Genomic DNA, 13,523 nt, shown 5'->3' on the forward strand with positions numbered 1-13,523 from the left:
CAGCCGCGTGATTGCGGACTGGATCGGTTGGTACAACCACCAACGCCCTCACCAGGCGTTGAACATGAAGACCCCCGCTGAGGCTTATGCTTTAGCAGCCTGACCTGTGCAGAAACTGCTGGGTCAATACATTGCGCTGACCCAGCCCATGTGCCTGAGCTGTGGCGTGTCAGAACCTACGCCGAGGGGCCCCATGCGAGCGTGGATTACGTGACGCTGGTGCGCCTGTTGTGCGCCGAACTGGCGCACCACCCGAACCTGCGCGCAATGTGTGACGATGCAGAACGGGCCTTGGCCGCTGCCGAGCCCGCATTGAGAAAAGAGATGCTCGGAGCAGAGGTGCAGGAAATGCGCGCACGCCTCTTGCGCTTGCGCTCCCGGATGCTGAGTCGGTAAATCGAATCGCTCTGCTGTTCATAGCTGAAAGCGACCTTTTTGCGCTGGGTATCGCCAGTTTTCGCGACATTTATTCAGCGGGGGCACGGACCGGGCGCTCACGGCGGTGCCGGCGCCGGCACGCGGGCGGGCGCTGGCGCTACCATCGGCGCATGCTGCGATATCAAACCATCCCCGTTACCCCGTTTCAGCAAAACGCGTCCCTCGTCTGGTGCGACGAGACGAAGCAGGCCGCCGTGATCGACCCCGGGGGCGATCTGGACCTGCTGATCGCCGAGGCGGCGCGTCTGGGGGTGACGCTGACGCAGATCTGGCTGACCCACGCCCACATCGACCATGCCGGCGGTACGGCTGAGCTGGCCAAAAGGCTGTCGCTGCCCATCGTGGGGCCGCATCCGGGCGACCAGTTCTGGATCGACGGGCTGCCACAGCAAGGGCTGATGTTCGGGTTTCCGCGCTGCGAGCCGTTTACGCCCACGCGCTGGCTGCATGACGGCGACACGGTTTCGATCGGCCAGCAGACGCTGGCGGTGCGCCACTGCCCGGGGCACACGCCGGGCCATGTGGTGTTTCATTCACCCGACATCCAGCGCGCCTTTGTCGGTGACGTGCTGTTTGCCGGCAGCATCGGGCGCACCGATTTTCCCCAGGGCGACCATGAGCAGCTGCTCGACAGCATCCGCACCCGGCTGTGGCCCATGGGCGACGAGACGGTGTTCATCCCCGGCCACGGCCCGGAAAGCAGCTTTGGCCGCGAGCGGCGCACCAACCCGTTCGTGCGCGACCGGTGACGCCGGAAATTGCGGCAAATCGGCCCATACCCAGCGCAAAAAGGTGCTTTTTTGCTCTTTTTTTGATATCAAACGGAAGCCGCCTGAGCCAGCCCGAAGTTCGTCGACCCGGATCAAGCCGGGGGCGTCGAGACCGTGCTGCGCGCGCGAGTGATGTCAGTGCTGGGCAGATGGGCCCCGAGCAAGGCCCTGAGCCGTATCGGTCGCACGGGTTTGCGCAACAGCATGACGTTGGCAGGCAGTGTGCCCAGCGACTCGGTGGTTTCACCGGTCAGCAAAGCGGTCAGCTTCAGGTCGGGCTGACAGCGCCGCAGTGCCCGAAGGATGTCGACGCCGGATACGTCGTCGGGCAGGCGCCAGTCGCACAGCACGACATCGAATTGCTGCCGCTGCGCCAGGTTCAGCGCTGCCGCTCCGCTGGCGGTGGCTTCGACAGTCAAGCCCCAGATTTGCAGGGCTGCGGACAGGGCATTGCGCACGGGCTCGTTGTCTTCCACCACCAGCACCCGGCCTTGCAGCTCAAGCCCTTCCGCAGGTGGCTGAATGCAAGCCCCCGAGTCGAGCGGGGGCTGCGATTTGGGTAGCGCCAAGGCGAAACACGAACCGCGGCCGAGCTGCGACCGCAATGACAGCGGGTGCCCCAGCAGAGCACACAGCCGGCGTACGGTGGCCAGCCCCAGGCCCACCCCGCGCGCCGGATCGCGCTCCGGGTTGTTCAGTTGGACAAACTCGTCAAAGATGCGTTGCTGATCTTGCGGCCGGATGCCGCAGCCGGTGTCGATTACCTGCAGCCACCAATTGTCGCCACGGCTGCGAACGGCGATCAGTGCGCCGCCCCGCTCGGTATAGCGCAACGCGTTGGACAGCAGGTTGCCCAGTATCCGCTCCAGCAGCACGGCGTCGGTACTTGTCCAGGCGGCCGCCGCGCGAACACGCAGACGAAGCCCCTTGGCACGGGCAACGCCTTCGTGGAGGGCACTCACCCGCCGAGCCAGATCGGCGATATTGACCGGCCCCCGGTGTGCATGAACCCGCCCGGCGTCGAGCCGGGAGATGTCCAGAACGCCCTCCAGCAGATCGTCCAGCGCGCCGACACATTGCTGGATCCTCTCCACATTCGCCACATCCTGCGCCGCAGGATGCAGCAGCGTGCAGTAGTAGCTGAGCGCCTGCAAGGGCTGGCGCAGATCGTGGCTCGCGGCGGCAAAGAACTGCGCTTTGACCGCTGCCGCTTGCTCCAGCTCCAGCGCCTGCGAGCGCAGCTTGGCCACCAGGGCGGCGTTTTCGTAGCGTCGGCGGATCGACACCTGGAGGATGGACGACTGGTTGTGGCCGAACCAGGTCAGCATGCCCATGTAGAAAAGAAACACGGCTGGCACGACCCAGGAACCAAACTGGTGCAAAGCCACGGTCGAGGGCAGGGCCAGTCCCAGAAGGAAGCCCCACATTGCCGGTCGATGGTAGGCAAAGGCGGTAATGGAGCCGGCCGCCAGGGAGCAGACCGACAGGATGGTCAGCCACCGCGCGTCTCCGAACTGCGGGTCAAAGAAAAGCCAGGTGGTGGCACCGAAAACCAGGCCGCTGGCGGTGGTGCGAAGGGTAAAGGCAAGCCGCCATCGGTCCGGCCGCCACTCTGCGGCGTTCTCAATGCGCCGGAAACGGGCCCAGATAAAGCCGCCGGCCAGCTGGGTGAGCACCACCGCAGCGGCCCACAGCCCGGTTGGCCAGGCGCCGGCGCGGTGCAGGAAAACGACGACGAACATCGCTCCGATGACGGTGGAAACGATCAGGCCTTGCGGGGACTGCGCAAACAGCGCCCGGGTGGCATCGCGCTGCACGGCGTCATCGATCGCATCGGCGTCCAGCGCCCCGGCAAGGGCGTGCACGTCGGCACCCCCGGACTCGCTGCGCTCAGTCGCGATTCGGTTCATGGGCGAGCAAGACGGCCTGGGCGCGGTTGCTTGCGCCCAGGCGTTCGAAGATCTGAGCCAGATGGTTCTTGACAGTGTGCGGCGCGATACCCAGGGCTTGCGCGATCACCTTGTTGCTGGCGCCACCAGCGGCCAAGCGAACGATCTCCTGCTGACGTGGCGTCAGCCCGCCGGTTGAGGGCGCGATGGTTGCCCGGTCCTCGAACCAGGATTCGCCACCCGCGAGTCGGGCCAGCCCCTGCAACAGGCGATCCACCTCCAGTGATTTGGAGAAATAACCCGCCAGTCCGGCCGCTCGGGCCCGCTGCGACAGGCCAAGCTCGTCCAGACCGGACATCAGGGCACAGGCGATGGCAGGGTAGCGGGAGCGAATCCGTGTGGCGCCGGCCAGGCCGTTTTCTCCCTGCAGCCGGTAGTCCAGCAACACCAGGTCGATGTCGTCGGCCTGCGTGACCAGCAGGTCCATCGCGCCGGCCAGGGTGGCGGCAGTCGACAAACGCAGGCCTGGCTGGCGCTGCAGCAGCGCCAGCGCAAGACCCTCGCGAAACAACGGATGGTCGTCGACCACCAGGATGGAAAACCCTTTGAGCAGTTCCATACGTTCCCGGCTTGCCTGAAAAGGTACCCCGCCATGGCGGGAACAAGGGCGAGCATAGCCATTTCGTCCGGCCTGCGCATGGGTAGAAAGGACTATGGAAATCGCGGGCGCTTTGTCGAACAATCCCGATGCGCAGCGGCCCTTTCCGCTGCGGGAGGGCCATGATGCGATGTCGGCACACCTGGGTCGCCTGTGCGACCTTTCTGACCATGGCGAAGGTTTTCGCCCAGGCCGCGGCCGGGCCGGACGAACCCGGTTTTGTTCTGCAATCGGTGCAATTTGACGGCGCCGCGGTGGTCGACGCAAGGCGTCTGCAGGCGGCCGTCGCCCCGTTGCTCGGCCGGGTGATCCGCTTCGCCGACCTGGAAGCGGCACGGCAGACCCTGGAGGCGATCCACCATGAGGCGGGCTGGCGTCTGGTGCGTGTGCGACTGCCCGCGCAAACGCTCGATGGCGCCAACGTGCGTTTCGAGGTGGTCGCGCCCGTCCTCGATACGGTGTCTGTCGCGGCCGATACGCCCGATACCGGCCGGTGGCGTGCCGCCCTGCCGGCCTTGCGCGAGGGGCAAGTGCCCAACCTGGCCGAACTGGACCGCCAGCTCAGCCTGGCCAATGAACAGGGATCGCAGCAACTGCAGGTCGCGATGGCACTGCCTTCGGCCGGCGGGGGGAAAACGCTGCACGCCGAAATCCAGGCACGCACGGGCGAGCCATCGGGCTGGGTGGCCTTTGCCGACAACAGCGGCAACGACGCAACCGGCCGCCTGCGCTATGGCGTCGCCTGGCGCCATGCCCGCCTGTTCGACACGGACCAGCAGATCAACCTGCAGGTCGTTTCGGCCCCCCACGACGCCGACCATCCGTCGCGGGTGTCGCTATTGCCCAGCCGCAAAGTCCGAATCGTCGGCCTGGGGTGGCGAATGCCCTTTCCGGACCGTGCCGCGGCCATGGATGCGACGCTGGGGTATTCCAGCGTGGACAGCGGGCAGTTGCAGGATCTGTTCAAGGTAACGGGGCGGGGCAGCACCGCACAAGTTCGTTACACCCAGCTGCTGTATCGCCAGGGCGGCTGGGAGCCCCGGGCATTTGTGGCGTTCGACTGGCGCCGCTATGACAATCAAACGGAATTCGGCGGGTTTCGGCTGGGCCAGCCTCTCGTTCTCTCGCCGCTGAGCCTGGGCTTCTCTGCCGTCCGGCCCGCGACACCCCAGCGCCCGACAGCAGTGTCGGCCTATGCGGCGGTGCTGCTGAACCTGCCCGCGGGCCGGCACGCTGACGAAGCGAATTTTCAGGCCGACCGCCCGGGTGCACAGCGGCGCTACCGCCTGATGCGGGCGGGGCTGCAAACCAGTGCGCCCTGGTCCGAAGGGGTACTGGCGTTTTCCGTGGACGCACAGGTTTCGCCCCACCGTTTGCCCTCCGGCGAGCAATTCTCGGCCGGAGGTGCAAGCTCGGTTCGGGGGTTCGCGGATCGGGGCATCAGCGGTGACAGTGGCGTGCGCAGCCAGCTGGAGTGGACCAGCGGGAATCTGCTGACCGACAAGTCCGGGGGTTCCTCGTTGCGCGTTGCGGGATTCATCGACGCCGCCTGGGCGGCGCGGCGCGGCGCTGACTTGCTGGAACGGTCGCGAACCCATATCGCCAGCGCCGGAGTCGGGTTGCGCATGCATTTCGGCAACTGGAACGCCCGATTTGACTGGGGCCATGCGATTCACCAGAACACCGGGCAGGCACCTGTCGGTGGCGGCGGCCATGTGTCCATCGCGAGGCGCTTCTGACCGGTCCGACACGCCAAAGAAACCCTTCGATCCAGAGCAAGTTGCCATATTTCAGGAGAAAACGGTATGCGACCCCCCCCTGCCGCCACGCGCAGCGCCGCCGCGCCACCGTCACCGCCGCGCAGCCTGGTTTTCGCGCTGGCGGCCTGTTGGTCGCTGGGCGCCCAAACCCAGCCAGTGCAACCCACGGTGGTGCACGGGCATGCCCGCTTCCAGACCAGCGGCACCCAGACGACGATCCACAACAGCGACCGCACCGTGATTCATTGGCAGGGTTTTGGCATTCCTTCCGGCCACGGGGTGTCGTTCGTGCAGCCCGGCGGGCAGTCAGCGGTGCTCAACCGCGTCACCGGGCCAGCCGCCAGCCAGATTGACGGCAGCCTGTGGTCGAACGGCCGGGTGTTCGTGATCAATCCCAACGGGGTGGTGGTCGGCGCGGGCGGGCGGGTGGACACGGCCGGGTTCGTCGCATCCTCCCTGGCGCTGTCCGATGGCGATTTCCTCACCGGGCGGCTGCGATTCGGCGATGGTGGCCTGGCCCCCGGCGCCAGTGTGGTGAACAAGGGTTGGATACAGGGACGCGGCGGGCTGGTGGCCCTGCTGGGCGGCAAGGTCGAAAACCATGGGACTGTGACCAGCACCGGCGGCGCAGTGACCTTGGCCGCCGGAAGCAGCGTCGAGCTGATGGATGCGCACAGCCCGGCCCTGCGCTTGCGCGTGGAAGGGGCCAGCGACACCGATCTGCACCGGGTTCTCCAGCGCGGGGTTCTCAGTGCCGCGGTGCCAACGGGCGCCGAAGCTGCGGGCGCCCGCCACGAAGGAGGGAAGATTGTGTTGTACGCCGCCGGGCACACCGACGCAGGCGGGATGGCCGATGCGTCCAGTGCCAGTGGCCGCGGGGGTGCGATCGACCTTCTGGGTGATCGGGTCACCCTGCGGGCGGGGGCGTTGGTGGAGGCCTCGGGCCTGTCAGGCGGCGGGCAAGTGCGCATCGGCGGAGATGAGAAAGGCGCCAACCCAGCCGTTCGCAACGCGCGCCATACGGTCGTGGAGTCGGGCAGTCGGGTACGCGTCGACGCACTGCCCCAAGGGAATCACAGCGCGGACGCAGGCCGTGTCATTGTCTGGAGCGACGACACCACCCGTGTCGCCGGCCGCGTCGAAGGCCGGGGCGCGGGCGGCGGCCAGGGGGCCTTCGTCGAAACGTCGGGCAAACATCTGAATGTGGGGGGGATGGAACTTCATGCACCGGGCGGCACCTGGCTGCTCGATCCGGTCAACATCGAGGTTGTCGCCGGCAATGGCACCCTCAACAACAGCGGTGCCAGCAGCTTCACGCCCAGCGGCAGCGGGTCCCAGGTGGGCGCCGATCTGATCACCGGACAGCTCAACGCGGGCACGAATGTGGTGCTCAACACCAATCAGCCGGGCAGCGATGCCGGCGACATCACGGTCAGCAGCCCGATTGTCAAGACCACAAACAACGCTGCATCGTTGACGCTGACGGCAGACCGCCATATCCACATCAACGCCAACGTCACTCTTCCCAACAGCAGCGCACCGGGTGAAAACGCCAGCATCACCCTCCAGGCCGGGGGCAACATCGCCGTCAACAACGCGACGTTGCAGGCAGGCCATATTGCCGTGACGGCGGGCGGATCCATCCAGCGCAGCGGAACGCAGGCGAATGATTTTCTGTTTGGCCAGACTTACCCAAGCGTCGGCTCATTGGTGCTCACGGCTCACGGTGGAGCCATTGGCGCTGCGGGCAACGCGATCCGACTGAAGAACAATCGACAGTCCGGCTGGCAGGAAGGCACCAGCGGGCGGGCGATCACCACCCATACCGAAGGGCATATCCACCTTCGCTACACAGGCGACGAGGTCAACCTGTATGCAAACGCCATTCAGACTGACACCGGTTCAAGCCAAACCGTGAGCCTGGAGCATACCGGCAGCAGCGGCTTGGGGCTCGGCGGAACCATCAGCGGCAATGACCATTGGAGTCTGACCACATCCAAGAATTTCGGGGTGATCAACGGCTCCGGGGCACAGTGGGTCGGCAACAGCGTCTCTGTCACCGCCGAACAACTCGTCAGCGACAACTCCGCGGACCGCGTAATGTTCGATACCTCAGCCGTCAACGGCAACATCACCCTTCGCGCCCAAATTTTCGATGGCACCGGATGTGGCGGCAACCAGCGTGGCATCGGCGTGCGCCCTGGCACGGGGACGGTGAGTGCCACCCTGGTCGGCGGCACCCACTGCAGCGGAACCGGGTCGATACAGCTGAGGCATTTCGGTGGCGATCTGCTCGCCAGCCGCTACGCACTGAATGCCCCGGGCGGCACCGGGGGGGACAAGGTGCGCCTCTGGGCCCACGATGGCCACGTGGTTCTGGACAGCACGGCCGGATTCGACGCCAGCCTGAACAACCGCAACTGGGAAGTTCGCACGGTGGCTGCCGGGCGCGACATCCGCTTCGCCGGCGGCACCATCACCGGCAACCGAACCGAGTTTTTTGCCACCGGCAACATCGACAACCTCGCTCCCGGGACGCCCGGTTTTGTGCAGAACAATCATTCCGCCCCGCAGTGGGCACTGCACGCAGGTGGCGGCATCGGCGGGACGAACCCAATTGACTACACGGTCAACTGGGTCGGTAGCGTCCGCACTGGCGGCAGTGGCAGCGCGGGAGACATCCGGCTGAACTGCGTGACCTGTGGCGGTAACCGGTTCGGAGACCTGCAGACCCACAGCGGGACGGCCCAGAATATCCGAGTCACCGGGAGCAACGTGGTTTTCAGCATCGGGCAGCCGGGTTTTGGTGGATCAACCCAGACCGCCAATGATGACGCGACGATCAACGTCACCGGCAATGTCCATTTCGACCAGTTCAACAGCGCCGTTTCGTTTGGCAGCTTCGACGCCACGGCCAATGCGTTCTCGCAAGGCACCAGCGGCACGGAGCCCTGGCTGGCATCCGCCACGGGCGCGGTCAGGTTGAGTGCCACCGGCGGAGGCATCGGCAGTGCCAGCGGGGACCAGCAAGCCCTGTTGCCCGGAAATTACGGATCACTGACCATGAACGCGCCCAACGGCGGTGTGTTCGTCAACTACGGCAATCAGGCGCTCACCAGCGGCCATCTGAACAACATCGCCAGCGCCGGCGGTCCGGTGCTGATGCGCAATGCCGGAGGCAACAGCATCACGCTGACCGGCACGCACACCTTCAACCACGGACTGACTCTGAGAGCCGATGGCGGCGGCAGCCACATCAGCTTTGCGCCCGCCAGCAGCGTATCAGCGGCAGGTGTAACGATGTCGGCATCCACCATCGCCATCCAGTCCGGCGCCGTCGTCACTCAGGGCGGCGGCAATGGCGCGCTCACGGGTGCCTTGACCAATGCCGGTCGCCTCAACGTCAACGGCGGCACGCTGGATCTGCATAACGGCGGAGGAGGCAGCTACGTCGACGGTGGCGGCCGCCTCCACCTGGGCAGCGGCGCCAGCGTAAACGTGAACCCCGGCGCGGGCACCACCTTTTCCTCCGGTCAGCTTACCGGCAGCGGAACCGTCCATGGCAACGTCAACAACACGGGCGGCACAGTTGCGCCCGGCAGTTCTCCGGGGCAACTCACGATCAACGGCAACTACACCCAGGGGCCCGGCGGAACGCTGGCCATTGAACTGGATGGCACCATACCGGGCACCCAACATGACCGACTGGCGGTCAACGGCAATGTGACACTGGACGGAACCGTTCACATCACGACCCCCGGAAGCTTTTCGCCCGCCGTAACAGACACCTTCGATTTCGTCACCCATACCGGCACGCGCAGCGGGACTTTTGCCACGGCTCAGCTTCCCGCCGGTTACACCGGCGGCGTCAGTTATCCGGTCGGGATTGCACAACTAGGCCTGACCTCCGTCCCGCCGCCGCCACCACCACCACCACCACCACCACCACCACCGCCACCACCGCCACCACCGCCACCGCCACCACCACCGCCACCACCACCGCCACCACCACCACCACCACCACCACCACCACCACCACCACCACCACCACCACCACCACCACCACCACCACCGCCGCCACCGCCACCGCCACCGCCACCGCCACCGCCACCACCACCACCGCCACCGCCACCGCCACCGCCACCGCCACCACCACCACCACCACCACCACCACCACCACCACCACCACCGCCACCACCGCCACCACCGCCACCATCGCCACCATCGCCGCCGGAGCCCGCGCCTGGCCCGGCGCCGTCTCCGGTCGCGCCGGTGCCTGAGCCGGCTCCCGCACCATTGGTTTCGGAGCAGGAAGGGGTGCGCGCGCTGCTCGTGGCCGTGGATCGCCTGAGCCTGCCAATCGGAACGAGGCTGGCTCCGGCTGCGGTCAACCCCGATGAGGACAAGGAGGATCCCGATGACGCCGTACTCATCTGCCGCTGAGGCGGGGAATACTCCACGCAGGCTGATCCTGGCGATGATCGCTGCGCTGGGTGCGGCGCCGTCACTGGCGCAGACTGAGCCGGTTGGCGCGGTCCTGGCCGCGCAGGGCACGGTGCTTCTGGTCGGAAAAAGTGGTGGCACCCGGGTCGCCGATGCGGCCAGTCAACTGCTGGCCGGTGACCGGGTGCAGACCGAAGCCGGCTCCAGCGCAGAGCTGCGGTATGACGACGGCACCCGGGTCATGCTCGGGCCCCGCAGCAGTGTCGAAGTTCCCCAGTTCCGGTATGACCCGAAGGCACCGCAGGACGATACCGTGGTGGTGCGTCTGGTCCGCGGGGCCATGCGGGTGATCACCGGCGCGATCGCCCAACGCCAGCCCGCGCGAGCCAGGTTCATCGTCAGCACTGCGACCATCGGCATCCGTGGCACGGACTTCACCGCGCGTTTGTGCGAAGGGGACTGCCGGGTGGCCGACGACGCCACGGTGGCAAGTCTGGACGGCGAATTGGCCGGTCGCGTCGGTGGACTGGCCGGCGGTGTCAGCGCGCTGGACGCAAAGGGCCGCTGGCGCGTGCTGACGCCAGACGCGCCCGTGCGGGAGGGAGACCTGGTCATCACGGGCGAGACCGGACTGGCCGTGCTGGTGCTGCGAGACGGCAGCCGGGTTTCGCTCGACCCCGGTGCGCGGCTGTGGATCGCCCAGATACGGTGGGACGAATCCCGCCCGGTCGACGGACGCATACGCCTTCACCTGCTCGACGGGCCGGCCCAGGTAACCACCGGCGAACTGGCCCGACGTCGGCCCCATGCTTTCGAGTTCCGAGCGGGAAACCAGACCGTGCGAGTCCATGGCACCACCATCGACGCCCGGCCGCGCCCGCCCTTGCCTGCGCGAAACGACGGGCTTCCTTCCGGGGCCACGCCCGGGACCGGACGGACGGTGGACACTCCCCGCGACTATGTCGTCGGGGTGCAGCAGGGCGCCGCGACCTTGGTGGACGCGCAGGGGCGAATGCTGCCCTTGCTGGCCGGCCAGGCGGGCGGACCCGGGCCGGACGGCAGCCTGGTTCCGGAGCGACCCAACAGCGGCTTTCTGGCGCCGAGCGCGGCTGCAATTGCGCTCGACCCGTCCCGCTTCTTCGGGCCGAGCGCCCCAACGCCGGGCGGACAAGCCGAAAACGGGGTATACGTTCATGTGCAGGATGGACAGGTCCTGCTGGAACAAGGCGGCACCACCGTGCTTCTGGCGCAAGGGGAAACGGCCCTCGCACCGCAGGGTGGTGCTGCCCCGGTCAAGGTGCGCAACGGCGTTCGGATCGCGGCGGCTTCCGCCAGCGGTATCCCGCCCACCGTGGGCGAGCAGCGGTGCACGCCCAGCGGCGGCGGCACGGGCAGCGGTTTGCTGCGGGCGGGCCAGGCGAATTTGCCGCCGGCGGCCATGGATATGGCCGGTTTTCAGAACCGAATCCAGGGTCGTCTGACGGAAAGCGATGTCCGCGGCGCCCCCGCGGAATCTCCAGGCGGCAAGGACTCCGCATTCGGTCCCGGCTTCGGGCCGGGGAACAGCCTCGGCGGCGACAATCCCCGCGGCCCCGGCGTCGGCGCGGCAGGCAGGATTACCGATTCCGGCGGCGGACGCATCACGGGCTGGGCTGCCGGAAGTTTCCAGGGTCAGCGCCACAACGCCAACGCCGGGCCGCCACAGCTCATGGGCGGTTTCTCCGGCCCACAGGGCGGTCGTGTATCGCAAGGCGGCCGGGTCAGCGGCGGCTCTGTTTCGCTCAGTGCCAGTTACGGTACCAGCGACGCCGACAAGGCGGCTCAGACCTCCGACGCGGAAGTGGCCAATGCCATCGCCGATGGATTGGCCGCTGAGGGAGGGACGCCGACAGGCGACACCAGCGCGGATCTGGCCGAATTGAACTACGCCCAATCGGTCGGCACGGATGGCTATGCCGCAACCAAACACATGAACCAGGCCGAACGTCAGAACTACTGGACACGCCAGGCCAACGCCCAGCGAGTCGGCGCCGATGGCCGCCCCCGCGAGGACGACAACCCCAGCGGCGGAGGCAATGGCGTACCCATCTACATCAGCGCCGGACAGTTCGGCAACGCAGTGAGGGGCGTGGAACGTGCCGTCAACGCGAGAATCAACGCCGCCGGTGGCGCCAGCGACGGCCGCTCCGATCGGCAAGGCACCACAGGCGGCACCGGCGGGATGGCGATGACGCGCCAGCAGCAACTCGGCGCCGGCCAGGGCGCCAACCCGAACACCAGCGGCATCAACTGGAGTGTGGTGTTCAAGCCCGTCGTTGACGGTCCGCGCAATTGACCTCTGACATCCGCACCCGGCTGTGGCCCATGGGCGACGAAACGGTGTTCATCCCCGGCCACGGCCCGGAAAGCAGCTTTGGCCGCGAGCGGCGCACCAACCCGTTCGTGCGCGACCGGTGACGCCGGAAATTGCGGCAAATCGGTCCATACCAAGCGCAAAAAGGTGCTTTTTTGCTATCTTTCAGATAGCGGATTCGATGCCACCCACACCCCAGTCCAGCGCCTGCGCGGCGCCCGCCAGCGCGGGTGAGCCGGGCGCTTCGATCAGCCAGACCGGAATCGCCGCCAGATAGGGCGCGAAGCGGCCATGGGCCTCAAAACGGGCCCGAAAGGGCGATCGCATCAGGTAGTCGCCCCAGCGGGGCAGGATGCCACCGCCCAGGTACACGCCGCCTCGGGCGCCCAGGGTCAGCGCCAGGTTGCCCGCGACGGTGCCCAGCCAGGCGCAAAACAGATCCAGCGCCTCGCGGGCGTGGGCGTTGCGATTGCGGATGCCGGCGTCGGACAAGGCGGCGATGTCGCCGGCCAGCGCCGGATCGGGCGCTTCGCCGTCGAGCGCGGCCAGCGTGTCATACAGCAGCCCGAGACCGGGCCCGGACAGCACCCGTTCGGCAGAAACATGCCCGAACCGGTGCGCCAGCCGGGCCAGCACCGCGGCCTCGCGGGCGGTGGTGGCCGGCAGGGTGACATGCCCGCCCTCGCCCTCCAGCGGAACCCAGCCGGTACCGGACGGAACCAGCCCCGAGACGCCCAGCCCGGTACCAGGCCCGAGCACGGCCACGGCCTGGCCGGGCCGGGGCGCGCCGCCGCCGACCGCGCGCAGGGCCGCGGGCGGCAGGTCGGGCACGGCCAGCGCCAGCGCGGTGAAATCGTTCAGCACCCGCAGACGGCGCAGACCCAGCGCGTGGCGCAGCTGCGCCACGGACCAGGACCAGGGGTGGTTGCTCAGCGACACGGTGTCTCCCAGTACCGGTCCGGCCACTGCCAGCGCCGCCTCGGTGACCGGTTCGGCCGCGTGCGCGGCCAGCATGGCGCGGATCGCCGCCTCCGGCGAGCTGAACGCGCCGGTGGGCACCCGGCCCAGCTCCCGCAGGGGCAGGCCCGGCCCGGCGGACAGGGCAAAGCGGGCGTTGGTGCCGCCGATATCGGCCAGCAGGCGGGCCCCGGCGGACGGTGCAGATGCGGCGAACATGATGCAGCGCAGTGTAGCGACACCACTCGGTGCCAG

General features: G+C 67.5%; 9 protein-coding genes and 1 pseudogene. 7 read left to right on the forward strand and 3 right to left on the reverse strand.

The annotated features are described in order from the left end of the window. Nucleotides 1-7 precede the first annotated feature (7 nt). The 3 genes from AC2EBU_RS13330 (at nt 8) to AC2EBU_RS13340 (ending at nt 1,187) form a co-directional block, all read left to right on the forward strand. Entirely contained in the window at nt 8-103 is a 96-nt protein-coding gene (locus AC2EBU_RS13330) for an integrase core domain-containing protein (RefSeq protein WP_484610925.1), read from the forward strand. Nucleotides 104-150: 47 nt separating this feature from the next. Then, complete coding sequence (locus AC2EBU_RS13335; RefSeq protein WP_484610927.1) at nt 151-396, forward strand: hypothetical protein; 246 nt, start codon at nt 151-153, stop codon at nt 394-396. Nucleotides 397-548: 152 nt separating this feature from the next. Then, on the forward strand, nt 549-1,187 hold the full coding sequence (locus AC2EBU_RS13340; RefSeq protein WP_484610928.1) for an MBL fold metallo-hydrolase: 639 nt from the start codon (nt 549-551) through the stop codon (nt 1,185-1,187). Between the two features lie 113 nt (nt 1,188-1,300). Here the strand turns inward: AC2EBU_RS13340 and AC2EBU_RS13345 are convergent, their stop codons facing one another. Further along, nucleotides 1,301-3,118 (reverse strand): ATP-binding response regulator, encoded by a 1,818-nt coding sequence (locus AC2EBU_RS13345; protein ID WP_484610929.1) that lies wholly within the window; start codon nt 3,116-3,118, stop codon nt 1,301-1,303. Continuing rightward, nucleotides 3,099-3,716, reverse strand: a complete 618-nt coding sequence (locus AC2EBU_RS13350) for a response regulator transcription factor (protein WP_484610930.1) — start codon at nt 3,714-3,716, stop codon at nt 3,099-3,101. The genes AC2EBU_RS13345 and AC2EBU_RS13350 overlap by 20 nt, the downstream gene beginning before the upstream one ends. A gap of 209 nt (nt 3,717-3,925) precedes the next feature. Here AC2EBU_RS13350 and AC2EBU_RS13355 point away from each other — a divergent pair, with 209 nt between their 5' ends. From AC2EBU_RS13355 to AC2EBU_RS13370, 4 genes and pseudogenes are all read left to right on the forward strand, one after another. Further along, complete coding sequence (locus tag AC2EBU_RS13355) at nt 3,926-5,494, forward strand: ShlB/FhaC/HecB family hemolysin secretion/activation protein (RefSeq protein ID WP_484610931.1); 1,569 nt, start codon at nt 3,926-3,928, stop codon at nt 5,492-5,494. A gap of 66 nt (nt 5,495-5,560) precedes the next feature. Then, entirely contained in the window at nt 5,561-9,958 is a 4,398-nt protein-coding gene (locus AC2EBU_RS13360; protein WP_484610932.1) for a two-partner secretion domain-containing protein, read from the forward strand. Between the two features lie 34 nt (nt 9,959-9,992). Further along, a complete protein-coding gene (locus AC2EBU_RS13365; protein ID WP_484611184.1) occupies nt 9,993-12,293 on the forward strand; it encodes a FecR domain-containing protein in 2,301 nt (766 codons plus the stop codon). Further along, nucleotides 12,287-12,415, forward strand: a pseudogene (locus tag AC2EBU_RS13370) (MBL fold metallo-hydrolase); the annotation flags it as partial. The gene AC2EBU_RS13365 and the pseudogene AC2EBU_RS13370, both read left to right, overlap by 7 nt. Nucleotides 12,416-12,476: 61 nt before the next feature. Here AC2EBU_RS13370 and glk read toward each other — a convergent pair. Then, nucleotides 12,477-13,487, reverse strand: a complete 1,011-nt coding sequence (gene glk / locus AC2EBU_RS13375; RefSeq protein WP_484610933.1) for a glucokinase — start codon at nt 13,485-13,487, stop codon at nt 12,477-12,479. Between the last annotated feature and the right edge of the window lie 36 nt (nt 13,488-13,523).

It is taken from the genome of Curvibacter sp. T50 (genome assembly GCF_057219955.1).